General features: G+C 37.5%; 25 protein-coding genes and 1 riboswitch. Of the genes, 13 read left to right on the top strand and 12 right to left on the bottom strand.

Translation table 11 applies throughout. The features are described from left to right. Positions 1 to 88: 88 nt before the first annotated feature. From norA to ACQKN3_RS12220, 6 genes are all read left to right on the top strand, one after another. A complete protein-coding gene (norA, locus tag ACQKN3_RS12245; protein WP_251690524.1) occupies positions 89 to 1252 on the top strand; it encodes a multidrug efflux MFS transporter NorA in 1164 nt (387 codons plus the stop codon). A gap of 66 nt (positions 1253 to 1318) precedes the next feature. Then, a complete protein-coding gene (locus tag ACQKN3_RS12240; RefSeq protein WP_427711798.1) occupies positions 1319 to 2521 on the top strand; it encodes an ornithine--oxo-acid transaminase in 1203 nt (400 codons plus the stop codon). A gap of 71 nt (positions 2522 to 2592) precedes the next feature. Continuing rightward, positions 2593 to 3153 (top strand): SLOG family protein, encoded by a 561-nt coding sequence (locus tag ACQKN3_RS12235; RefSeq protein ID WP_427711796.1) that lies wholly within the window; start codon positions 2593 to 2595, stop codon positions 3151 to 3153. A 106-nt stretch (positions 3154 to 3259) separates the two neighbouring features. Further along, positions 3260 to 3571 (top strand): hypothetical protein, encoded by a 312-nt coding sequence (locus tag ACQKN3_RS12230; RefSeq protein ID WP_079523896.1) that lies wholly within the window; start codon positions 3260 to 3262, stop codon positions 3569 to 3571. Between the two features lie 371 nt (positions 3572 to 3942). Then, complete coding sequence (gene fumC, locus ACQKN3_RS12225; protein WP_427711793.1) at positions 3943 to 5334, top strand: class II fumarate hydratase; 1392 nt, start codon at positions 3943 to 3945, stop codon at positions 5332 to 5334. 86 nt (positions 5335 to 5420) lie between these two features. Beyond that, positions 5421 to 5645: a hypothetical protein gene (locus tag ACQKN3_RS12220; protein ID WP_251690519.1), complete on the top strand. Its 225-nt coding sequence runs from the start codon at positions 5421 to 5423 to the stop codon at positions 5643 to 5645. Between the two features lie 54 nt (positions 5646 to 5699). Here ACQKN3_RS12220 and ACQKN3_RS12215 read toward each other — a convergent pair whose 3' ends face one another. The 9 genes from ACQKN3_RS12215 to ACQKN3_RS12175 all read right to left on the bottom strand — a co-directional run bounded on the left by ACQKN3_RS12215 (position 5700) and on the right by ACQKN3_RS12175 (position 15002). Beyond that, positions 5700 to 6452 (bottom strand): prepilin peptidase, encoded by a 753-nt coding sequence (locus tag ACQKN3_RS12215; RefSeq protein WP_427711791.1) that lies wholly within the window; start codon positions 6450 to 6452, stop codon positions 5700 to 5702. Between the two features lie 314 nt (positions 6453 to 6766). Continuing rightward, positions 6767 to 7477 (bottom strand): potassium transporter, encoded by a 711-nt coding sequence (locus tag ACQKN3_RS12210; RefSeq protein WP_427711789.1) that lies wholly within the window; start codon positions 7475 to 7477, stop codon positions 6767 to 6769. After that, entirely contained in the window at positions 7477 to 8067 is a 591-nt protein-coding gene (locus ACQKN3_RS12205; RefSeq protein ID WP_427711787.1) for a PilN domain-containing protein, read from the bottom strand. Before ACQKN3_RS12205 ends, ACQKN3_RS12210 begins: the two co-directional genes overlap by 1 nt. Further along, on the bottom strand, positions 8064 to 9041 hold the full coding sequence (gene pilM, locus ACQKN3_RS12200; protein ID WP_427711785.1) for a type IV pilus biogenesis protein PilM: 978 nt from the start codon (positions 9039 to 9041) through the stop codon (positions 8064 to 8066). Before pilM ends, ACQKN3_RS12205 begins: the two co-directional genes overlap by 4 nt. Before the next feature lie 123 nt (positions 9042 to 9164). Beyond that, entirely contained in the window at positions 9165 to 9617 is a 453-nt protein-coding gene (locus ACQKN3_RS12195) for a prepilin-type N-terminal cleavage/methylation domain-containing protein (protein WP_427711783.1), read from the bottom strand. Positions 9618 to 9712: 95 nt separating this feature from the next. After that, positions 9713 to 10921, bottom strand: coding sequence for a type II secretion system F family protein (locus ACQKN3_RS12190; RefSeq protein WP_427711781.1), 1209 nt, complete (start codon positions 10919 to 10921; stop codon positions 9713 to 9715). After that, the gene (locus tag ACQKN3_RS12185) at positions 10918 to 11961 is read right to left on the bottom strand and encodes a type IV pilus twitching motility protein PilT (protein ID WP_427711779.1); all 1044 of its coding nucleotides are present in this window, start codon (positions 11959 to 11961) and stop codon (positions 10918 to 10920) included. The genes ACQKN3_RS12190 and ACQKN3_RS12185 overlap by 4 nt, the downstream gene beginning before the upstream one ends. Positions 11962 to 11973: 12 nt before the next feature. Beyond that, complete coding sequence (locus ACQKN3_RS12180; protein WP_427711777.1) at positions 11974 to 13638, bottom strand: GspE/PulE family protein; 1665 nt, start codon at positions 13636 to 13638, stop codon at positions 11974 to 11976. A 14-nt stretch (positions 13639 to 13652) separates the two neighbouring features. Next, positions 13653 to 15002 (bottom strand): VanW family protein, encoded by a 1350-nt coding sequence (locus ACQKN3_RS12175; RefSeq protein WP_427711775.1) that lies wholly within the window; start codon positions 15000 to 15002, stop codon positions 13653 to 13655. 404 nt (positions 15003 to 15406) lie between these two features. Here ACQKN3_RS12175 and ACQKN3_RS12170 point away from each other — a divergent pair, with 404 nt between their 5' ends. The 7 genes from ACQKN3_RS12170 to ACQKN3_RS12140 all read left to right on the top strand — a co-directional run bounded on the left by ACQKN3_RS12170 (position 15407) and on the right by ACQKN3_RS12140 (position 22074). Then, positions 15407 to 15880 (top strand): type IV pilus modification PilV family protein, encoded by a 474-nt coding sequence (locus ACQKN3_RS12170; protein ID WP_427711773.1) that lies wholly within the window; start codon positions 15407 to 15409, stop codon positions 15878 to 15880. After that, entirely contained in the window at positions 15877 to 16356 is a 480-nt protein-coding gene (locus tag ACQKN3_RS12165; RefSeq protein WP_427711771.1) for a hypothetical protein, read from the top strand. Before ACQKN3_RS12170 ends, ACQKN3_RS12165 begins: the two co-directional genes overlap by 4 nt. 1 nt (position 16357) lies before the next feature. After that, complete coding sequence (locus tag ACQKN3_RS12160; RefSeq protein WP_427711769.1) at positions 16358 to 17722, top strand: hypothetical protein; 1365 nt, start codon at positions 16358 to 16360, stop codon at positions 17720 to 17722. A gap of 388 nt (positions 17723 to 18110) precedes the next feature. Next, positions 18111 to 18548, top strand: a complete 438-nt coding sequence (locus ACQKN3_RS12155; RefSeq protein ID WP_427711767.1) for a type IV pilus modification PilV family protein — start codon at positions 18111 to 18113, stop codon at positions 18546 to 18548. Then, a complete protein-coding gene (locus tag ACQKN3_RS12150) occupies positions 18545 to 18970 on the top strand; it encodes a PilW family protein (protein ID WP_427711765.1) in 426 nt (141 codons plus the stop codon). The genes ACQKN3_RS12155 and ACQKN3_RS12150 overlap by 4 nt, the downstream gene beginning before the upstream one ends. A 15-nt stretch (positions 18971 to 18985) precedes the next feature. Beyond that, positions 18986 to 20437, top strand: coding sequence for a type IV pilus modification PilV family protein (locus tag ACQKN3_RS12145; protein WP_427711763.1), 1452 nt, complete (start codon positions 18986 to 18988; stop codon positions 20435 to 20437). A 392-nt stretch (positions 20438 to 20829) separates the two neighbouring features. Further along, entirely contained in the window at positions 20830 to 22074 is a 1245-nt protein-coding gene (locus ACQKN3_RS12140; RefSeq protein ID WP_427711762.1) for an O-antigen ligase family protein, read from the top strand. Positions 22075 to 22202: 128 nt separating this feature from the next. Here ACQKN3_RS12140 and ACQKN3_RS12135 read toward each other — a convergent pair whose 3' ends face one another. The 3 genes from ACQKN3_RS12135 to ACQKN3_RS12125 all read right to left on the bottom strand — a co-directional run bounded on the left by ACQKN3_RS12135 (position 22203) and on the right by ACQKN3_RS12125 (position 25225). Then, positions 22203 to 23492, bottom strand: a complete 1290-nt coding sequence (locus tag ACQKN3_RS12135; RefSeq protein WP_251690507.1) for a nucleobase:cation symporter-2 family protein — start codon at positions 23490 to 23492, stop codon at positions 22203 to 22205. A gap of 90 nt (positions 23493 to 23582) precedes the next feature. Further along, complete coding sequence (locus tag ACQKN3_RS12130; RefSeq protein WP_427711759.1) at positions 23583 to 24155, bottom strand: xanthine phosphoribosyltransferase; 573 nt, start codon at positions 24153 to 24155, stop codon at positions 23583 to 23585. Between the two features lie 147 nt (positions 24156 to 24302). After that, a riboswitch (purine riboswitch) is annotated at positions 24303 to 24404 on the bottom strand. Positions 24405 to 24529: 125 nt separating this feature from the next. Further along, on the bottom strand, positions 24530 to 25225 hold the full coding sequence (locus ACQKN3_RS12125; RefSeq protein WP_427711757.1) for an RNA 2'-phosphotransferase: 696 nt from the start codon (positions 25223 to 25225) through the stop codon (positions 24530 to 24532). Between the last annotated feature and the right edge of the window lie 145 nt (positions 25226 to 25370).

Genomic DNA, 25370 nt, shown 5'->3' with positions numbered 1-25370 from the left:
AGTTCTATTGACTCTATAGCTACTGTAGGGTTTATGTTAGAAAGTGCGGATTAACGATTTTTTTACAACTTAATAAGGAGCAATAACAATGAAAGACTATAAAATAACATTAGGGTTACTATTATTAAACCTGTTCATCGCCTTTCTAGGAATCGGTTTGGTTATCCCGGTACTCCCTACTCTAATGAATGAACTGCAATTAAGCGGCCAAGTTATCGGCTATTTAACAGCAGCATTCGCAATTGCACAACTGATTGTTTCACCTCTCGCTGGTAAAGCGGTTGATAAATATGGACGTAAAATTATGATCGTCCTCGGATTATTTATTTTCGGTATTTCGGAATTTCTATTCGGTTTAGGAAAAACGATAGAAGTTCTTTTCATTTCCCGTGTTTTAGGCGGAATCAGTGCAGCGTTTATTATGCCTGCTGTTACGGCTTTTATTGCGGACATTACAACAATGGAAACACGATCAAAAGCACTTGGCTACATGAGCGCGGCAATTAGTACAGGTTTCATTATCGGACCGGGCATCGGCGGATTTTTAGCCGATTTCGGTACACGTGTGCCTTTCTATTTTGCAGGGGCGCTCGGTACAACGGCAGCAATTTTATCGATTATTTTACTGCGTGAACCGGAACGCAATACGGAACATGCGGAAAATGCACCGGCACAAACATCCGGATTTAAACGCATTTTAGAACCGATGTACTTGATTGCATTTATTTTAATTTTTGTCGCATCATTCGGACTCGCGGCATTCGAATCGTTCTTCAGTCTGTTTGTCGATCATAAATTCGGGTTTACCCCTGTGGATATCGCAATCATTATTACAGGCGGCGCGATTTTCGGAGCAGTTGCGCAAGTAGTACTGTTTGACCGGCTTGCACAAAAATGGGGAGAAATTAAACTCATTCGCTACAGCTTAATTTTATCGGGGGTTCTTGTATTTTTAATGACTGTTGTCAGCTCATATTTTGCTATTTTACTTGTAACATGTATCGTCTTTATCGGCTTCGACTTATTCCGTCCTGCCGTTACGAGCTATTTATCAAAAATTGCCGGCAATGAGCAAGGTTTCGTCGGAGGAATGAATTCGATGTTTACAAGTTTGGCGAATATATTCGGGCCGATTTTAGGCGGGATGTTATTCGATATTGATGTTAACTACCCATATTACTTTGCAACGGTTGTCATCTTCTTCGGTATTCTGTTAACATTAATTTGGAAGAAACCTGCATCGTATATGTAATTTTTTCTGTCTTTCGCAATAGATTTATCTGTTTTACAAGTAAATTTGCTTAAGGAGGATTTCATCATGACAACAAAATCAAAATCAGAACAACTTATTTCAACTACGGAAAAATTCGGGGCGCACAACTATCACCCACTTCCGATCGTAATCGAAAAAGCAGAAGGTTCTTGGGTGACAGACCCTGAAGGCAACCGTTATTTAGATATGCTTTCGGCGTATTCTGCCTTAAACCAAGGTCATCGCCACCCGAAAATTATTCAGGCGTTAAAAGATCAGGCAGATGCAGTGACACTTACGTCACGTGCATTCCATAGTGCGACATTAGGCGTTTGGTATGAAAAAGTTAGTAAGCTAACAGGAAAAAATATGGTACTGCCGATGAATACAGGTGCTGAAGCTGTTGAAACGGCGATTAAAACAGCCCGTCGCTGGGGATATGAAGTAAAAGGCATCGAAGCAAACAAAGCGCAGATTATCGGCTGTAACGGCAATTTCCATGGCCGTACAATGGGTGCTGTGTCTTTATCCTCGGAAGCAGAGTATAAGCGCGGTTTCGGCCCGATGCTGGAAGGTTTCACATTAGTTCCTTACGGTGATATTGATGCACTGAAGGAAGCTATTACACCGAATACAGCGGCATTTATCGTCGAGCCGATTCAGGGAGAGGCAGGCATTATCATCCCGACTGAAGGCTTCTTAAAAGCAGCATATAACTTATGTAAAGAAAATAATGTTCTGTTTATTGCAGATGAAATCCAAACAGGTTTATCACGAACAGGAAAACTGTTTGCCTGCGAATGGGAAGATATTAGACCGGACGTCTACATTTTAGGTAAGGCGCTTGGCGGCGGTGTTTATCCGATTTCAGCAGTTGTCGCGAATGACGATATTCTCGGTGTGTTCAATCCAGGTTCACACGGCTCAACTTTCGGCGGTAACCCGCTGGCATGTGCCGTATCGATAGCAGCGATTGATGTATTAATAGATGAAAAGCTGACAGAGCGTTCATTGGAGCTTGGCAATTACTTTAAAGCACAACTTCAGGAAATTAAGAACCCGGTCATTAAAGAAGTGCGCGGGCGCGGTCTTTTCATAGGCGTTGAGCTTCACGAATCTGCTCGCCCCTACTGCGAAAAACTGGCAGAACGCAAATTGCTTTGCAAAGAAACACACGACACAGTAATCCGCTTCGCCCCACCGCTCATCATTTCAAAAGAAGACTTAGATTGGGCAATTGAGCAAATTAAAGCTGTTTTTAGTGAATAGGTAGTATATTTAGAGGGCGCTGTGTTATGCATAGTGCCCTTATTTTATTGATGGTTAAGCAAAGGAGACTTATGATGAAATCACTTTATATTACGGGCTACCGTCCACATGAATTAGGAATATTCAATGACAAGCATCCTGGTGTCCCGGTTATTAAAAAGGCGCTGGAAAACCAGCTGCGCATCCTAATAGAAGACGGACTCGAATGGATAGTAATCAGCGGCCAGCAAGGTGTTGAAACATGGGCGGCACAAGTTATACTGGAACTTAAAAATGACTATCCAGAACTCAAATATTCCATTATCACCCCCTTCTTGGAACAGGAAAAAAATTGGAATGAGCATAAACAAGAGACCTATATGCATATAGTAAGTAAGGCAGATTTTGTGACAAGCGTGACGAAGCGCCCTTACGAAGCACCATGGCAGTTTATCGAAAAGGACAAGTTCATTATCGATAACACGGATGCGACATTGCTCGTCTACGATGAAGAAAATGAAGGGTCTCCAAAATATGTGCTTAGCCTCATCCAGAAGTATATGGAGCAGCATGATCAATATGAGCTGTTGATGATCAATGCTTATGATTTACAAGTGGTGGCTGAGGAAATGCAGCAAGGAGATGATTGGTAAAAATTATGTAAATGTCTAAATTCAGTAAATATTCTGATTACAGCCGTTCGTTTTGGGGTATAATATATTAAACAAATTATATTTTACTATTTAAGGAGGCCACATTATGAACCAATTGACGATGATTAATGAAACGACACCAATAAATATCGCACACCATACTTACAAACGCGAGTGCCGATATACGAGAGGCATCAACATTCCCCTTGCAGATATCGAGAGAATTTTATACGGGCTGAGCGATGATGCACTTCATTATTTTGAGTTCCATAATATCGCGAAAGAAATTAAACAAGGAACATTATTAAATGGCTATGCGGGGCTTGCTAATATTATTTCAGACTATTATAAGAACGAAAAAAATATAGAAATCCCTGAACTGACAAACGGTCGCGATTTTTATGTAAAAATAGTTTAACAAAATTAAGGGGATGACTTCCTAAGTGAATACCAAAAACAACAACGTCTAAAGTATCCTATTCGGTTCGGTGCTTTCGGCGTTGTTTTACATATTGGGAGATTCAGCAAATCGAATTTTCTAAAAATTTGTTTAATAAAAGTATTGACTTCCTAATTGATAAAGATTATCATTATCATTATAAGGTTAGTAAAACCTTTTCGATACTGTTCCCCCCAGTTCAGATTCGAAACTCATTAATTACTTTTCTCATATTTCGAAAAGATTAATTGGATTGATCTTTTCTCCTGGAAGAATGGCAAATCCCCTCACACGATTTGCCATTTTTTCATGGAAAATTGGGTATACATATATTAAAGGAGATGATTTAGTTGGAATTCCGTATTGAAAAAGACACTTTAGGTGAAATTCGTGTACCAGCAGACAAAATTTGGGGTGCACAAACACAGCGAAGCAAAGAAAACTTCCAAATTGGCACAGAAAGAATGCCGATTGAAATTATCCGTGCCATGACTATTTTGAAAAAAGCAGCGGCGATTGCCAATAATAAATTAGGCAAGTTATCCGATGCGAAGAAAAATGCGATTGTAGAAGCAGCCGATGAAATTCTTGCAGGCAAATGGGATGAACACTTCCCTCTTGTCGTCTGGCAAACAGGCAGTGGTACACAGACAAATATGAATGTGAACGAGACAATTGCCCACTTAGCGAATGAAAAGCTGACGGCAGCGGGATCGGATGAAAAGGTTCATCCTAACGATGACGTCAACAAGTCACAAAGCTCAAATGACACATTCCCTACTGCACTACATATTGCTGCAGTCGAAATCGTAGAGAACTACCTAATGCCGCGCTTAAAGCTGTTACAGGCGACATTAAAAGAAAAAGCGATAGCGTTTAACGATATTATTAAAATCGGTCGTACCCATTTACAGGACGCAACACCGCTTACACTTGGTCAGGAAATTGGCGGCTGGCACCATATGCTGTTAAAATGTGAAAAAATGATTATGGTGAACACGCAGTTCATGAAAGAGCTTGCGATTGGCGGTACTGCTGTTGGTACAGGTATTAACGCCCATCCGGAATTCGGTGCCCGCACAGCTGCAGAAATCAGCAAACTAACAGGCATTGAATTTACATCTGCGGAAAATAAATTCCATGCTTTGACAAGCCATGATGAAGTCGTGACAGCGCACGGTGCATTAAAGGCATTGGCAGCAGATTTAATGAAAATCGCCAATGATGTACGCTGGCTGGCAAGTGGTCCGCGCTCTGGTATCGGTGAAATTACGATTCCTGAAAACGAACCAGGTTCATCAATCATGCCAGGGAAAGTCAACCCGACACAAAGTGAAGCAATGACAATGGTCGTGACTCAAGTTGTCGGCAATGACGCAACAATCGCCTTTGCAGCTTCACAAGGTAATTTCGAGTTGAACGTATTCAAGCCAGTAATCATCTATAACTTCCTGCAATCAGCACGCCTGTTGGCCGATTCTATGAAATCATTCAATGACAATTGTGCAGTAGGTATCGAGCCGAATATGGAAGTACTGGACGCTAACCTGAAAAATTCATTAATGCTTGTTACTGCGTTAAACCCGTATATCGGTTATGAAAATGCGGCGAAAATCGCGAAAACGGCGCATAAAGAAGGCACAACATTAAAAGAAGCTGCTATTGCATCAGGTCTTTTAACTGATGAGGAATTTGACCGTTATGTTGATCCAAAAACGATGATTTATCCAAATGCTGAATAATTTTTAACGATCCTACACAACCTTCCAACAAGTTTAGTCAATTACTTTCAGCCGGTAATAAACTATTGTTGAGGAGGTTGTTTTTATTGAAAAAAATTCAATTTGTAAAGGATGGTTATGAAATCGTCATAAATATTCGCAGAAATATACAGAACGAAACGACTCAATATGTTGAAGCAGACGCCTATTATAATGATTTTGGCAACTACCGCATATTAGTTTTAGGAGATACTGTAGAAAAAGTAGTGGAACTTGCAACACATGAGCTTCTGACTAATCACCCATTTGAGAAAGTTATAATAGATTATTAAGACATATTTAAAGGGATGCCCAGAAAATGAATTCAGGGCACCCCTTTTTTTACGTTATAGAAGGTTTAAATACATATCGATGAGCTGGTCACCGTAAAAGTAAACAATGATTGCAGCAATAGCAATTGATGGTCCGAACGGTACAGGGGTTTTGCGCCCTTTCCCTCGGATTTTCAGAATGACGATACCGACAATCATCCCGATCACCGATGCCAAAAATAAGGTTAATAACGTGTTGAACGTTCCCAACACTAATCCAATCAGTAAAAACAGCTTAATGTCCCCGCCACCCATTCCGCCTTTTGAAATAATGGCGATTAACAGTAAAATTGAGAATCCAATTGCGGCGCCGATTATACTATCCCACCACGGATCAAGCGGCGAAAGAATTCTACCAATGATTAGAAACGGCAGGAAAAACAATAGAATTTTGTCCGGAATAAGCATGTACGCGATATCCGAAACATTTATAATGACCAATAGTGAAATAAACAGTAAAGCTACTGCCAATTCCCATGTGATGCCGAGCTGCCATGTAGCAAACGCAAATAAAAGTCCTGTTACCAGTTCCGTAAATGCGTAAATCGGCGACACTTTCACACCACAAGTCCGGCATTTCCCTCGTAGAAATAGGTACGAGAAAACAGGCACGAGTTCAATAGCGCTTAAACGTCGATTGCAATGGACACAGTGAGATGGCGGTGTCACAATCGACTCTTTTTTCGGTACCCGTAATCCGACTACATTATAAAATGAGCCAAATACCAATCCAAAAATCCCCGCAAATATTGTATACATAATCTCCATTTTAGATGCTCCTTACTTGTACCTGCTATATATCAAGTGGTTGATTTCCATTCCGGGTCTGACGCATTCTAGTGTCAACTCAGCTCCCCATGAGAAACTTAATCCTCAGTTCGCGGTAGATTATCCTCACTTGATACAGATTAATCCTCAATAACGGTATCTTAATCCTCAATTGCCGCCACTTAATCCTCAATCGTGAGTCTATAATCCTCAAATGCATTTTTAATCCTCACTTTCAAAGGGGACACCATGCACAACTTAGAACAAAGACAGTGACTTTTAATTTCTACACAATTATATATTCGAATAAATACCTACTCGTAGTAGAAAGTTGTGACTTGAATGTCGGCTGTTACGATTTCCGATGCTTCTTCTGTAAATTTGTCTTCTTCACCTGGAAGCGCGAAATCAATTATATCGATTCGCATCACGCGTTCTTTCTTTTCAATTTCTTCAACGAACTGCAGCAAGTTTACGTCATTTGGTGCAGCCACATTGATGTTAAATGTAACTAACTTCAGTGAAGGCGGTAATGTTTCTACAGCGATTGTGGAAACGGGCAATTCTTCTGAAGCCTCCGTATCCTCCGTTTGATCAATAGCACTCTGTGTTAAATCAGATACAGCCCCTTCTTCTGTTTCCGGTGTAGAAAGCGGGTCTTGTAGTCCCGAACTAGAAACAAGTGCATCATAGTTATTAAAATCGATGCTTTGAATGCGTGAATCTGTTACATACTGCATTTCCTCAATCGATAAAATCAGCTCATCAATTTCCCGGTTATCCGGCACTTTTTTGCGTAGTGCAAATTCATTTTCATTCGTTTGTGATTGCTGTGACTGATTTGTTGCAAGTGTTTCCTCTATTGCTGCGATTTCTGTATGAAGACTATTAATCTCAGAACGAATCATCTGTTCCTCGTCCTGCTTCGGTTTAACAACGTAATAATACATAGCAAACAGCAAAGCCATCGCTAATGCAATTACAATGAGAAGTGTCCCATTTTTACTACTTGAGATGGAATTCATTACTCTTCACCTCCAGCAGCTACGTGCAATTGATTGATTACGAGAAAAATTTCTACGCTATATCGCGGAACTTCCGTGAATTGCTGTGTATCAATAATTTCCTCACCAGTTGGATTAAGTTCAAAGTTTTGGATTGTTCCCACTTGAACATCATTAAAATACGGACTTTTTTCCAGCTGGCTTACATATGTTGAAATAGCATTCAATGTTTCGAAATCTACCGCTACTTGTACGCCTGTCTCAGAAAATGCATAAGAACGCAAGTATGTATCCGTCGGCAATAAATTTCTTGTCTCAATTATAATCGGAGAGACCGGATATGAAACACGTTCAACAAAAGCGACCGATTCTTCCAATGAACCTTGACTTCCTGTTTGCGATGAAGTGACTTCGGCGTTTAATGTGTCCCTTGTCAGCAATAATGAATCACGTTCAGGTATAGCGCTCGCAATTTCGCTTCTCGCACCAAAAAAAGTGATTGCCAGCAAGCCTATTGTTAATATCGATAAAATCCCAACTAAAATAAAGGCTAACTTAAAACTCGTCGCGCCCTTTTCAATTTTGGGCAGAAGGTTAATATCCGGAATCATTCGTTAACCTCCTTTAAAGCAAGTCCCAGCAAAGTCGCATGCTTTGCTTTGCAGTTTGGAAAATGCTCGTTGATTACTTTATCATTGACAATGCTTACCGGTGTCGGCAGATTTTCATTCAACAGTGCCTCAATTGACTGCAGTAACGGATGATCTCCCATAACGACTATTTCATCAACTTCTCTTTCACCTTTATGGAGAGAGAATTTAAAGAAGTTCATCATACGGTCGATTTCCAGCACCTGATCAGTAGTTGCTGCACGGAAATCATCCAAATCAGCTGTATAGTTAAATTCTACTTCATCATTTTCGACAATATTTTGCTGCCAGTTATCCGCGTCAGTGTCAATCGTTTGGAATCGCAGAAACTCTACTTCTCCGTTTGAATAGATGCAAATCGACAATTCATTGATTGACCAATCTGTTATCATATATGTACGGTTCGTATCGATAAACTGGATATGTTCAAGCAATCTTAAATTACATAAAGCTCGTATATCGGCTACTTGCGGATTCAAATGGTTGTCCAACAGCAAACCGATCATCTTTCCGACTTCATCAGGCGGTGCGGCAAAAAGTACAGCCTTCCCGTCCCCTTCAATCGGGTCGTGTACATCAATAAGGGGCTCCTGAAACGGCAAATGAATCGACTGACCAACTTCCATTTGCACATATTCTTTCAGGTTTTTACCGCTTATATCAGCAGGATGCTCGAATGTTTTTAATAAAATCGATGTACCTGGCACAAGGAAGCGCACATTTTGCTTTCTTCCTCCCCAGTTTTGGACATTTGATTTTATGAGTTCATACATCGCCATCTCATCAAGAATAACCCCTTCCTGAACCGCAGTTTTCGGTAAAGGCATTTCGTATATAACGGGCTGATCCACTGTTGCACCTTTTAATACGAGTGCACGCATTACATAATCACTGATTACGATGGATACATGCGATTTTCTTTTCATATTGAACATAGAGGGACCCTCCCCTTTAACCTTTAATGTAATGCCTATTTTGAGAAGCGCCATTCTGATGGCGCAATCATCACTCAATGGAACACCCAAACGCAATTGGGTTGGGTGTTCTTTGGGGGATGATTATGATGTTGGTGTTGGTGTTGTTGTTGTTACACCATTTTGCATAACATCGTTTAAGTATTTTTCAGAAACTCCCGAGGTTACTTTAAATTTTTCACCTTTAAAACCTTGAGTTCCAGCAAAGGTGAATTCAATTGTAGGTCCAGTTGTAGAGTTCGTTGCATTTAAACTTGATACTGATGTTAAAGTAAACTTATCTGATTTAAAAGCAATATCAGTAGCTAAGCATGTACCTTGATCACCACAACTACCATCAACATAGGCAATTTTTGCTGTAGAAATTGCATTTGATAACTCGGCTAATATTGCTTTATCACGCTGATTATTAATAATATTTCCAATTGCCGGAATAGCAATAGCCGCAACAATAGCTAAGATTACAATTACTGCTAAAAGTTCAACTAAAGATAAACCTTTTTCATTTTTAATACGTTTTTTTAATGTGTTAAACATATTAAATCCTCCTCTTATTTTAATATTAATTTGTTTTGCACTGACGCTTTGTATCGCTTCGATGCCTCCTTGCAAAACGTCTTTTAATTTTCTGTTTACATTTGTTCATAAAGACTAAACATCGGCAAGAAAATTGCCGCTACGATAATACCTACTGCCCCCGCCAATAAAACAATCATTAATGGCTCAATCAAAGATTTTAAAGTATCGACGTTTCTATCAACTTCTTCTTCATAAAAGTCTGCAATCTTTTCAAGCATATAATCAAGCGAACCTGTAGACTCACCAATTCTTGTCATACTCGTTACCATAGGCGGGAAAATCCAGCTTTTTTCTAACGGCTCTGTCAGCGAACTTCCTCGTTCCAAACTTGCTCGTGCGTCCATTACGACTTTTCCTACAACCGGGTTTCCTGATACTTTTTGCGAAATCATCAATGCCTGCAAAATCGGCACTGCACTGCTAAACAAAGATGATAAATTACGCGTCAATCTCGCAATCGCTGTTTTTTGTAAAAGCGGACCAAATATCGGCATCTTCAACATAAAATAATGGACGGTGTAATTGAACTGTTCATTATTCCTGTAAAGATATTGAAATACCACAACACCAATAGCCAGGGCTCCAATCGGGAACCACCAGTATTGCCTCAGCCAATCTCCTAAAGCTACGGTCCAAACCGTTAAAGTCGGGAGTTCCGCATCCATCGATTCGAATGATTCAACAAATGTCGGAACAATGAAAATCAGCATGAAAAACACGACAACTACAATCATTACTAAAAGCATTGCCGGGTATGTCAGCGTCGACTGTACCTTTTTGATTAAGCGGAAAGACTTTTCGTACGAATTTGCCAGACGTTCCAGCGTATCGTCGATATTCCCCGTTGCTTCTCCCGAACGCATCATATTGACGAACAGTTCGGGAAATGCTTTCGGATGTTTCCTGACTGCATCCGAAAATGGAATACCTGAACGAATATCTTCTCCCACCGCTTCTAGTGCTTTTTTCAGTGGCTTGCTTGTCGCCTGCTTTGCTAAAATGTCAGTCGCTTCTACGAGTGAAACACCTGCCCGAATCAATGTCGCAAACTGACGGCAGTAAATAACAAAGTCCTGTGTTTTTACTTTTTTGCTGCCAAGGCTGACTTCCATATGCAATAAACTTTTTGATTCTTCGATTTCTCGAGGATTGATGCCCTTTTCGCGCAGCTTTAAAATGGCGGCTGCTTTATTCGCTGCATCAATCGTCCCTTTTTGTGTTGCCCCCATCTTTGTGCGGCCTACATATTTAAATACGGTCAAATATACTCACCTGCGTTCAGATAAGGACGTACTTCCTCCAACGAAACTTTTCCTGAAGAAACAAGAACTTGTATAGATGTCTCTAATGTATGCATCCCTAACGCCCGATTTGTCTGCATCACACTCGGGAGTTGGTGAATTTTTTCATTTCGTATCAAATTTGTTACAGCAGGCACGCTTACTAAAACTTCAGTCGCGGCAACCCGGCCCAATTTATCTTTTCGAATGAATAATCGCTGTGAGACAATTCCTTGCAGTACATTTGCCAATTGAATTCGAATTTGACCTTGCTGATGCGGTGGGAACACATCGATAATGCGGTCAATTGTTGTCGGTGCACTGGATGTATGAAGTGTAGCAAATACTAGATGACCTGTTTCCGCTGCTGTAATTGCTGTTGAAATGGTCTCTAAATCTCGCATTTCCCCAACTAGAATAATATCCGGATCTTGACGAAGTGATGCTCGTAAGCCATTCGCAAATGAACCAGTATCGATACCTACTTCGCGCTGATTTACCACCGATTTTTTATGTGTATGCAAATATTCGATCGGATCTTCAAGCGTAATAATATGTTTTGATTTATTTTCATTAATATAATCGATCATTGCTGCCAGCGTAGTAGATTTCCCCGATCCGGTTGGACCTGTTACTAAAATAAGCCCCTGTGGTTTTTCAGCTAAATCGTAAAGAACTTTCGGCAAATTCAATGATTCGATTGTCGGAATTTCACTGGCTATCAAACGCGCTGCAATTGCACTTGCATTACGCTGATGGTACGCATTTACACGAAAACGGCATAAACCTTCCAATGAATAGTTAAAATCGGTTTCACCTTTATCCTCGAATTCCTCCAGTTTATAATCCGGTAAAATATCCTGTACCATGCGGGTTACCATATCTTCCGTAACAATTTCATTCCCATATTGCTTCAGCTGACCATTTACTCGGTAAACGGGAGGGATGCCGGTAGTGACATGCAAATCGGATGCATTTTCATCATACGCACGCTGCAGTAAATCCTGTATGTTTAATGTCATGTCCATTCCTCCCTAGTCAATTGTCGCCACACGCAGCACTTCTTCTGTCGTCGTGACACCAGCCAACACTTTCAGTAATCCGTCCTGCAGTAATGTGTTATGCCCGGCATTTTGCATATAGTCGCCAATTTCATAGCCGCTTGCCCCATTTAAAATGAGATCTTTCAATCCACGGTCAACAGGCAGCAACTCGTGGATAGCAAGTCGCCCACGGTAGCCGGTGTTTCCACATGCTGCACAGCCGCGACCTTTCCGAATCTTATTCACTTCTAATCCATTATTTGCAAAAATTTGTTTTTCCCTAATCGTAGGCTCTATCTCCATCGTACAATCCCGACAAATTTGACGTACAAGACGTTGTGCCATAATACCGACAAGCGATGAAGAAATGAGAAACGGTTCAATTCCCATGTCCTGCAGCCTTGAAATCGATTCAATCGCACTGTTTGTATGTAGTGTACTTAATACGAGATGCCCTGTTAACGATGCACGTATCGAAATTTGTGCCGTTTCCAGATCGCGGATTTCCCCGATCATTATAATGTCGGGATCTTGACGTAAAATTGAACGTAATCCCGCTGCGAACGTTAACCCGACCTCTTCTTTGACTTGAATCTGGTTTACACCATTTAACTGGTATTCGACCGGATCCTCGACTGTAATAATATTGACACCTTCATTATTTGAATTGGAAAGTGCTGCATATAACGTGGAAGATTTCCCTGAACCTGTTGGACCTGTAATTAGCACAATGCCATTCGGTTTCTCGATCATCTTCCTGAAAATTGCTTCGTTATTTTCTGTAAACCCTAGATGTGATATGTCTGTTGCAGCATTACTTATATCCAATATACGCATAACAATTTTCTCGCCGTAGACAGTCGGTAATGTAGAAAGACGAATGTCGACACTTTTGAATTCGATATTAACTTTAAACCGGCCATCTTGTGGAATACGGTTTTCTGTAATATTTAGTCCACCCATAATTTTCACACGGGCCGTCATCATATTTTGCATATGCTTTGGCAGAGAACGTTCTGTACGAAGCACTCCGTCGACACGATAACGAATTCTGTATTCTGTTTCATGCGGATCGAAGTGAATATCGGATGCACGCTGGGCAACCCCATTGTTAATTATCTGGTTTACAAGTCGTACAATAGCAGAATCTTCATCGGTAATTTCCTGTTGAACTTCCGGTGTATTTACTTCAATCTCTGTTAATGCTGCATCCATCGAAGCCTGCAGGTCATAGTATTTTGTAATCGTTCGGTACAGGTCGTCCTTCGTAGCAATACTCGTTTCAATTTGACAGCCTGTAGCCATACGGACTTCTTCTATCGCAAAATAATCCATCGGGTCAGCCATCGCAATAAGCAGCTTATTTTTATCCCGACGCACTGGCATGATATTCGCACGTTTCGCCAGTTCTCTCGGTACAAGCTGCAGCAGCTCCGGTGCTATGACATGATTGCTCAGTGTCATATGCGGAATACCTAGCTGGAACTCCAGTACTTCAATCAGCTGCTGTTCCGTCAGTATGTTTTCTTTAATAAAAAAATCCCCGAGTTTTTCGTCGCGGCTTTTATTTGCCAGTGCGTAAGTAAGCTGTGCCTCGGTAATAACGCCCGACTCCAAAAGCAAGTCCCCTAAGCGTTTTCTCAATTTCGCCTTCATATCTATGTCCTCCTTTATTTTGGAGTAATTAAATTTCCACCTTTATCGTAATAGCTACCTGGAGAGAGATTTTCTTCTTGATCATCGCCGTTTGCAGAATTGTTCGATGCATTAGAGCCGTTATTTTGGGAACCACTAACTGGTGTAGTTAATCCATTTCCGTTAGTCGTATCAGCATCCGGGAATCCGTCTCCATCTAAATCGACTTGATAATTTTCGGATGGTGTCTTCACTTCTGGTTGTTTGGGTGATTTCATAATTATCCGGTCAACAGGCGGGTAATAATCATGGCTCACAAGCTTCTGTTCATCAAAAGCTGTACGATAAACCGACACGCGTAAACCTTTCGCACCTTCCTGTACTTGTTCCGTCTGTCCAATTGCCAGGTGTGAAGAGTAACGTGTAATTGTACGGGGCTGAATCTCCTCATCCTTCGAAACAGTTACATCTACTTCCGTTTCTTTTGCCGATGTATATACCTCGGTCTTCAAGTTTCCTTCTTCCATAATCAGCTTCAAAACGACTGGATTGGATAAAGTATTTGCGAATTTGAGATCCTCACTTGCAAGTAGATCCACCTTTGCTTCCAAACCAGCTTTTAAATAGGAGGGGATTTCATTTTGCGAATGCCGTTCCAGTATTTCCGCATTAATATTCAGTGCTGCATTATATACATTTGATGCAACAAAATTAATAGCCTCACGGTTCGCCAAGTTCATCGTATCCCCAAGCTTTTCAATCATCGAAAAAGCCATCTGCGGTTCTATTACCGTTTCATGAAGAGAAAGAACCAGTTCATTAATACCCATTGCCCCTTCCGGCATCGGTTCGACTGACAATGAAATTCGTTCTGTTTCCAGTATCGATACATCTATTACAACTGCTTCAACAGGATCAGTTTTTAAATACGCTGCATTCAGTTGTATATTGTTATAAGTCAAATCTGTATCCCAAGATGAAACATTACTAATCTCGTTTTTCACAACCTCACTAGGAAAAACAATTAGTGGGAGATGCACTGTCGGCGTCTCTTTCCAGAAGGCAAACCATGACTTATGTACCTGATTTTCATAGTTTTCTACCGTACTCTCAATATCAAACTGGAATGTGGATGAGCTCACTTCAACGGAAGTCCCTCCGCCAGTGACAGTCAGATTTTGGGTATACCATTCGTTAACGGCATTAGTCAGCAATTCCTTTAACTCCTCACCTTTCAAATCACTGGTCTCTAACCCGCCGATTGTCGAACCAACTGCATTATTATCAGCGGAAGCTGCTGTACTTACTATAAAGTTCGGTATCCAGATTGATAAAAGGACTACTAGCAAAGCTATTGGGATTATTGACCTAAAGATAATTTTCATTTACTCACCCCGTCTAATCACTTAATTCATCTTGTATAATAAGGACTTTATAACTAAAAACTTATTTCCTAATATGATATATGGAGAAAAAATCTAAACTATTCACTTATTATATATATTATGGAAAATATTATAATATTTTATCTCAAAAAATTCATCTTATATGCTAATTTTTATTCCTTTTACCAAATGTTCACTTATGTTACTATTATAATACACGATGAATTACTTTATGACTATGTATTTTTAGTTAAATTTTAAATTTAATTTTTTATTGTTCCATTTTACCTATCCAACTTGAATTAAAGAATTTAAATTTTGTTATTTTTTCATAATGGATAATTTGATTACATTTTTAAAGCTATCAGTTATGTGCTTAAAATCATAATAAAAGGGGGATTATTGTGAGATTATTAAATGAAGAGCGTGGACTATCATTAGTTGAAGTTGTAGCTTCGATTGTATTATTTACAATTATTCTATTATCATTTTTCACTATTTTCATCCAATCCAAAAAGACAAATATCTTATCAGAATCAGTAGTAGAAGCAACATATTTCGCTCAGCAAGATATGGAAGGAATTTATGGGATCGTATCTAGCAACAGCGCGTTATGGTTGAAAAATACTTCGCCTAAACCTTTGAAACTGAAAAATAAAGAGTTTCTTTATGATTCTACAGATTTCTCTTGTATGAACGAGTGTAAGAAATATGTAAACAAAGACAATACAAAATATTGGATAAAACTAACAAATATTACAGATGAAAATGCAATTAATAATGACACACTAGTGCAAGTCGTTGTAAATGTACCAAAGGAAAATAGCCCTACTTCTATAATAATGGAATCGATTTTTCGTTGGGGGAATAAGCCATGAGGTATTTATTAAATAATAAGCGGGGGATGACTTTAGTAGATATTGTAATCTCAACAGTAATCACATTTATTATAGCAATTATAGTTTTCAGTATTATTCAATCTAGTCTAAAACAAAAAACACAACAAACACAAGAGATGAAAGATTTATTTGACATTACATATGCTCTAAAAGTTGTTACAAAGGATATTCGACGTTCAACATCAGCCCAAGCTTCCATATCAGAACTAAAATTAACATTCCCTGATATTTCAAATGACAATAGTGTAATTTTTTTATTAGAAGATAATAAGTTAAAAAAGAAAGCGATTCGTGTAGTTAATGGAGTAGAAATAAAAACTCAAGAAATAATTACAGATGGCCTAGGTTGTGTAATGTTTACAGGCAATGATGTAATATCAATTACGTTATCTAACACAGAGGATTGTTCAGATGGGAAAAGTACTGAAATTCATTTAAGGAGGGGGGGTATCTAATATGAGGTATATACGCCAAGAATATGGTTATTCAATGCTTCTTGTTATATTTACTGTTGTGTTTATTTCTGTTATTTGTTTAAGTTTACTTACAATTAATACCAACTCATTGAAAACATCAAAAAATGAGGAAGTTGATCAAACTGTTTATTACGTTGCAGAAGCAGGTATTAATTACTATCAAAGTATATTAGAAAATGATGTTGAGATTGCTAATACAACAGCAAAGAATTACATATTAAATTTGTATAATCAACACTTAAGTAATCCAACAGTTACTCCTGTATCTATTGATTTTGATACTGAATTTAGAAATAAATTTGTTTTAGAATTAAATAAATTATTTTTTCAGACCTTTGAACAAGTTGACGAAAATATTAATTTAAAAGGCGTTCAAATTTATTTTGATAAATTTGAAATGAATAAAAATTTAAAGCCATTTTCATATTTAACTATAGATTACGATAATAACCTTACGTATAAAATTACGTCTGTTGGTAATATCTCAGAAAAGAAACGAACTCTAACTCGGGATTTTTCTATTACCCTTGATCCTATCGGAGGTGGAAAACCTATACCTATTTATTTACCTGGAGAAAACAACGGAAAAGACGGTAGCAGTAACAAAATTTCATTACCATTTTATATGGCTGATGATAGTAACTTTAAATTGCAGGGAAATTTAACTGTAACTTCTTTTAATGAAGCCGGCGAGAAGGAAACTAAAAAATTAACGGGTAAGATTCACGAACAAATTAACTACACCGTAACTTCATTTAGCACTGAAAGTAGCAACCCTATTATTGTTGAAATGCACAAAAAATACAATTATCATAAAAAGCAATGTGAAATTACATCCAATTATTCAAGTATTGATACCGGAAAAACTTACTCAATAGATAAACCCACAACATTATATATTGACTCACTAAAGATAAATAAGGGAGAAATTAAATTTAAACAGGTTTCATCAATTCAATACCCTGTCGAGATAATTATTTGTAATGGAATACAAGTTGCTAAGCAGTCAGGATTAACAATTTCTGAAGTTGATAACTCAGGTAAATTTTTAAACTCATCAAGTTTAGACATATTTGTGATAGGTAAATCTAATAATAAAATAAATAATTTGAATATATTTGGTAACGTTTTATATGCACCTGAAAGTAATATTGATTTAAGCGGGAAAACTACTTTTGGTGCAACAATATTTGCTAATTCAATCGAAAAAACTGGTAACGGGAAAATTGATACTACATTTACCTCTATTCCACCAATTAAAAATAATCCATTATATACTATAGAGGCACCCACCAACCCTAATCCTAACACTCTCTTAAAGTCAGAAGATATGTTTGAAATTTAGATTAAACAAAGAGATGGTCCCTGTATTTTACAGTACCATCTTTTTATATTTCATTGTTTACTGTAAATGTTGTAACTTCTTCCTCTATTCAAATAAAATATTTCACATTTTTTCCTGAATACTGTTCTTTTCTTTAAAAAGGAATATATTATTAATAAATAATATATAATCACAATTAACTAGAGCAAAATAATTAGATGAAGTTATAGAAAACTCATTTAGTCTGACAGAGGGCTTAGTTGTAGCAAATTCGAAAAGCTAGCTAAACAAGTGACAGATTATGATTATCTGGCATCTGCAACAGAGATCGGTTTGTATATTAAAAAAGTCTCGTTACAAGCCAAAATGGCGTGAGCCATTTAAATAACAATATGAGGGGGTACCCAAAATGAAATGGCTAAAGGAGGAACGCGGGTTTTCATTGCTGGAAGTTGTCGCAGCTCTAGTTATACTCACAATTATTACCCTATCCTTTTACTATATATTTATACAAAATACAAAAGTAAACTCTAATAATAATAAGCATTACACCGCAAGTGCCGTAGCAAGAGAACTATCTGCCCAAATTACAGCTAATTGTTCTGCTGTAAAACTGGAGGAAACCGTAAGTGACTTATGCAAATATGATTCGACTTTGACGAAAACAGCTTTTTTAAATGAATTCCCCTACCAGCTCATCATTCAAGAAATATCTAGTCCGATTGTAGAAACGGAGTATTATAGACTTCGGAAAGTAACGATAAAAGTATGGGATAAAAAAGATGATATGATAAAAGATCACCCTAAATCTATTACTTACACTTCACAGCGAGAGGTGATCAAATGAAATTGCAGTCTAACTCAAAAGGTCTAACCCTTGTTGAAACCTTGGCTATTCTAGTTATTAGCTCGATTGTTATGTTAGTTATCTTTAATATCGTTTTATCAGGCATAAATAATTCAAAACAAATTCAAGAGCGGGCGAAATTACAAAATGAAGCGAACTACTTACTTACTGTATTACGTGAGTTTCATGAACGAGGAGAAACCTATACCATTTCATTTAATAATGGAGAAATGTTAATTGAGAGTGCAGAATCTCCAAATAAAGCTGTGTTCAATACTTATAAATATGAAGTAAACGGAGCTATTGAAATGCTTACAGTCAACCCTAAAGGTACAGAAAAATCTTTTACACTCGAACTTAAATTAACGAGTAAGAAGTATCAGATCGAACACACCACCAAGACAATTCTTCAAATATTATAAAGGGAGGACGTATTAATGAAAACAAATGAAAAAGGTTTCTCGTTAGTAATTGCATTATTTGTAATTGTAATATTTACTACAATTGGTCTCTCCCTAATAACTTTAAACTTTACGAATACAAAACAGATCAACCTTACTAAAGAACAGCAAGTGGCAACAGATTTAGCCGAAATAGGTATTATCTATTACGAAACTCTTTATACAGAGCACAGCTTTAATGTTTTAAACGATGCGATCAAAAATACAATAAAACATATAGAAACTTTAAATAAATCCAAAAACCCGGATGCTCAAATACCTATTAACGTAAATACTATAATTACTCATTTAATATTAGATAGAAGTAATTTTATCGATAAAAATATAAAAATTAATGTGAATATCCTTGATACACCGAATGATAATTTTAAAATTACTTATCAAAATTTACTAACTAATTCGCCTAACGAAATTAAAGTTACATTTATAAGTAAAGGCTTTACAGGTAATGGTAAAACAGCCGAACTTACGGGACATATAACGTTATCCATTCAGCAATATATCGATGATTATTTAAAGGGAAACCCTACTTCTTCGGCAGTGAAATTAAAAGAAATACCTAAAATCGAGGCAATAGAAAAACTGAAAAATATTAATAACCAGTGTAATTCCAATAATTTAAACTCCTTAAACAATTGTAAAATTACCCAAAATGTCAATACCGATAACCAATCTACCTACAATGGAGTTGTTGGGGTAATAGAAGGTACACTCGAAATTAATAACAATAATACAGTAAAAGATTCAATCGTGTACGTTAAAAATAATATGACATTCAATCAATCTTTTGATCTGACAAATTCAACATTTTATTCAGAAGGAACCGGGGATTTTGGAAATGCTGGATTAAACAATACTACCTTATACATTAAAAATGGGGGGAATTTCGGAAACGTGGATTCGGGGATAGTGGACTCAAAAGTATATAGTGATGGAGAATTTACCTTTGGAAATATAAATAGCAATCATGTCATTAAAAACTCAGAATTTATAATTAACGGGAAATTTAAAATGGGAAATTTCAATACGTTAGTTCAGAAAAGCCAGTTTTATGTAAATGGCAATGTTGAACTTCAACACTTTAATACCGCTGGATTTAAAGATTCATTAATAATAAGTAATGGAAATTTTGTAATGGATACTTTAAACTCAATAATTGAAAATAGTAAAATCATAGTTACTGGTAATTTTAAAAGTGGTAATTTCAACCAGCACATTGATGACACATCTGTTATTTGTGCAGGATCATTTTCAGGCGGGATTATTCAATATAAAAATAATAACCTGACTAAAAAAATATATGATTCCACTTCAAATCCTGAATTATTTAAAGAAGGTGGAATTTGCAGTCTATCTGATACAGTAAGTGAAGAAAACACGCCAGATCCTACATCTTTGTTAAATCACTTAGATGTACTATATAACTAATATAAAAAGTCCCCCAGAAAAGCCAATCTTAGCTTTCTGTGGGATTATTTTGATTCAAATTATTTTCAATATTTCCTTCACTACTCCATCACATTTATCGAATCAACACACTTCGTCCCAACCATGTTAAACAACACATTCAGGAAAATGGGCCATACTGGTACAGAAAGAATGAAAGAATCCCATTCACTGTTAAAATCTAGCTACATGATGGTGGTTTTTGAAAACCTGAATGGTAATGTTAGATGACTAATTCTTTTAATTCAGTGCAAAGCAATAACACAGCTTAAAAAATGTATTATTTTACAAAAATACAGTATAATAGGTATAGTTTTATATCACCCTAACAATATCCATTATCCAAGCTACTAACTGCTTTATGGGAGACTTACATGATTATATTACTCAGTATGGCGATTCTTTTTCCTCTATTTTATACACCTTGGTTTGGTGACTATTACAATTACCCAAAATCACTTCTGCTAACTGCATTATCTCTTGCAGCTCTTATCCATATATTACTGAAGTTCCGTTCAATAGAATTACATAGATTAAAAAAACTACCTGGTAAATTTTTACTCGCTGGGTTCATATTATTTATAATCATTTCAACTCTCTTCTCACCTTATGAAGACGACGTTTTTTTTGGTACATTTACTAGGCATACAGGTTTCTACTTTTATATATCTACCTTTATACTATTTTTGTATAGCTATTTAATATTAACCCATAATAAAATAATGATTTTATTAAAAGCTTTTGTATTTACATCTATCCCTATTTCCATTTACGGCATTTTGCTATCCTATGGAGTTTGGCCACAATTTTATGAAAATCAAGTTTTCTTTTACGGCTATAGAAGTTCTTCAACCATTGGTAATCCAAATTTTTTAGGAACGTATCTTTATCTTATGTTTGTATTGGGTTGTTATCTCTATTTTAAATATCGTCGGTGGTTTTATTTATTTTCGATTTTTATCGTATATGCATGTATATTAACTTCTCAAACGCGCTCTGCATGGCTTTCTAGCTTGATCATTTTTATTTGCATCATCATTGTTAACTGGAAAAATGGAGGTTATTGGAGAAGTCTATCTAATTGGTCATTGTATATGGGCTTATTTACCGTTTCATTAATTATATTTTTTACAAATCCTCAGTTTAGCGAAAGACTCTATACATCAACCATAGAAGCACTGCAGGAGGATCAAAAAGATCCAGGACAATTCGGCTCTTCAAGAGGGATTATTTGGGAAAACAGTATCAAAACTTTTCAAAATAGCTCTATTAAGGAACTGTTATTCGGGACAGGTCCAGATACTTTTTATAAGCGGGTTTATTTTAGCCCAGAGGAAAAAGAGACTTATTTTAACACGACAGAAATTGAAGTTGATAAAGCACATAATATCTTTTTAGAGACCCTATTAACGCTAGGCATTCCCGCTTTTCTATGCTTATATTTATTGTACTCTCGTTTCATATCATTTAATAACAATTCAATTTCCACCTACCTGTCACTATTGTTAATAGGATATTTGATTCAAGGTTTTTTCAATATAGACGTAGTGTCAGTTTATCCCATTTTCATCATTCTTTTAAGCATATTAGCTTACTGCAAATCATATGCAATCGAGTAATGGTAGCATCTATGCACTGGGCCTACCTACATTCAAAATCCAAATCAAAATTAAAAATCCCACGGAGAAGCAGACTACCTAGCTTTTTCCGTGGGACCATTTTTATTCAAATTATTGCCTAGCTCTAACTACTCCATCACATGCATCGGATCAACACGCTTCGTCCCGACCATATTAAACAACACATTCAAGAAAATCGCTGTTACTGACCCTGCAACAATCCCGTTCGATGTTAAAATCGACATCCATGACGGAAGGTTTTCAAAAATCCCCGGTACTGTAGCTACGCCAATTCCTAAACCAACGCCTAGTGCTGCGACCATTGCGTTTTCCATTGATTTTGCGATTTCTGGTGCCAGCATTCTAACACCTTGTGTAATAACCATACCGAACATTGCCAACATCGCGGCACCAAGGACTGGTGTTGGAATGATTGTTGTTAATGCTGCCAGCTTTGGCAGGAATCCAAGTGCTACCAGCATACCGCCAGTAATAAAGATGACTTTGCGGTCGCGTACGCCTGACATTTGGATCAGTCCTACGTTTTGTGAGAATGTTGTGTACGGGAAGGCATTGAAAATACCACCGATAATCGATGCTAGTCCTTCTGCACGGTACCCTTTAGATAAATCTTTTGAAGTTAAATCTTTTTTTGTAATATCACTTAATGCATAGTAAACACCTGTTGATTCAACTAGTGATACCATCGCCACCAATGTCATCGTTAAAATAGCAGAAGCATTGAATGTTGGTGTTGCCAAGTAGAATGGTTGCATAATGTGCAGCCAAGATGCTTCAACAACCGGGGCAAAATCAACTTTGCCCATGAAAATACCGATTACTGTTCCTGACACCATACCAAGTAAAATTGCAATCGCACGAACGAAGCCAACTGTGAAGCGGTAAATTACTAAAATAATTAATAATGTAATAAACGCTAATGCCACATTTGAACCTGATGCAAAGTCTGCTGCCCCTTGCCCGCCAGCCATATTGTTAATAGCTACCGGAATTAAGCTGATTCCTATAATCGTAACGACCGAACCTGTTACAACAGGCGGGAAGAATTTAATCAATTTCCCGAAAAGGCCTCCGATTAATACAATGATAATACCTGAAGCAATTATCGCGCCGTAAACATCACCTAAGCCGCCGCCAGAACCGATTGCAATAATCGGGCTTACCGCTGTAAATGTACAGCCTAATACAACAGGTAACCCAATGCCGATTACTTTCCCCTTCCATACTTGGAACAGTGTTGCTACCCCACACATGAAAATATCGATCGCTACTAAATACGTCATTTGCGCTGAACTGAATCCTAATGCCCCACCGATAATTAACGGTACTAAAATGGCTCCTGCATACATTGCCAACAAATGCTGAATTCCAAGCATTGTTGCTTTCGTGTTATTCATAAAAAGTTTTCCTCCAATATATGTGTACTCTTGCTGAGTCAATTTACATCGTTTGAACTTTATTACCTTTTAGAAATATGTGCTGCTTAATTAATCGTAAAATTCTACTTTGCCGTTCGCCAATGACTTAATATTTGCCAATGATTCGATGCGCAGTCCTTGCTCGCGTAAAATTTTTCCGCCCTCTTGGAAGCCTTTTTCAATTACAATACCGGCACCGACAATTGTTGCACCTGCCTGGTTCGCAATATCGATTAAGCCTTTCAAAGCTTCGCCATTTGCTAAAAAGTCATCAATGATTACGACATTATCATCCGCCGTAATAAACTGATTCGATACTGAAATTTCGTTCGTTTCGTTTTTCGTGAATGAATGTACTTTTGATGTGTACAGGTTGTCCGTTAATGTAAGTGATTTGCGTTTACGAGCAAAGACAACAGGTGCACCTAGTGTTAACCCTAAAAAAGTTGAAGGTGCAATACCGGATGATTCGATCGTCAATACTTTTGTAATGATTTGGTCCGAGTAACGTCTCGCAAATTCGTCGCCGATTTCTTTCATTAACAATGGGTCAATCTGATGATTTAAAAACGAATCTACCTTTAATACTGTATCTGAAAGCACTTGGCCCTCTTTTTCTATTTTTTCCTTTAAAAGCTTCATGATAAAAGCTCCTTCCCATTTGAATGTAAACAAAAACAAAAAACTCGAAAGGCAAGCTCCCTACAATGAGTGGAGCAAGACTTCCGAGTAAGTTCAAAAGTAATAACAAATGTTTTGTGCAATCTATAATAATTGGACAAATACATTCATTAAGCATGCTTCACTCATAGTCGGTTTATTTACGGTAAACCGGTAGAAACTTGCAAGCCTTATCCTTGCTATTATATGAGTGGCGAATATTTAATTTAACAATATGAATGTTCCAATTATAATCATGGAAATGATAGTTTGCAATAACATTTAAATAATAAAATTATTCTTATTTTTCGGAAATTTGGTTAAAAAGTAAATTATATGCGGGATAATGTTCGGTTTTAGGCATTATTTTCTAATGTTTTAGAAAAATTCTCTTTAAATTGTTCGAACTTCGAACCGTCCGCGCCGAAGTAGCTCATGCTGCGGGTAACAAAAATTGACACTTTTTTGCCATCTTCATAAACCATCTCCGCGAATGGGCCGGTCTGTTCCAGTAATTGGACCTTTGTCACATCTTCATTAAAAATAGCTAACCGATCAGCATACCGCGCTTTAAATTGCTCATATGCGGCAGTCCCTTGCAAAATAATAATTTCCGGCTGAAACTCCTCTACCACTTCTTTAAAAATAAGATTCCCCCGCTCAAAATTAGCTGGATTCTCTTTTTTCGCTACCTTCGCTTCATCGGCTGATTCCAGCTGATATGTATTCAGCGACGTATAAATCAGGGATTCCTGGTGCTGGTTTTCCAGCCAGTTTTCAAACTGTAACGAGCCTTTAAATTCCCGGGGTGCCCCTTTAATTTCACTTAAATAAAGGTCGTGGAAAAGCTCTCTATTCACTAATGACTCTGCAAAAGTCTGCTCGCTTCTGTCTTCCACTTTAAATAACGGTACCGCATGCGAACTTACTAGGAAAATACGTGATTTGTACGGGTTCCCCTTTGTAAGAAACGGTCGATACAACACATCTTTTCTATCTTCCCCTTTTAACCACGGATACACTTTTTTATAGAAACCTTTTGAAATAGGCATGTTTTCACTTCCTTATTCTTCAGTGTTACATAATTTATTTCCAGCATAATAAAATACGGGAATTTTGTTTATTTTATAATAACATTCTTGTATTCATCGTACTCGAAAAATGTTTAATCCTCAATAGCTCTCATTTAATCCTCAC

Source organism: Solibacillus sp. NPDC093137, assembly GCF_050280445.1.
Lineage (GTDB): Bacteria > Bacillota > Bacilli > Bacillales_A > Planococcaceae > Solibacillus > Solibacillus isronensis_B.
Note: the sequence above shows the minus strand (reverse complement) of the source record. Positions and strands in the feature narration are given on the sequence as shown.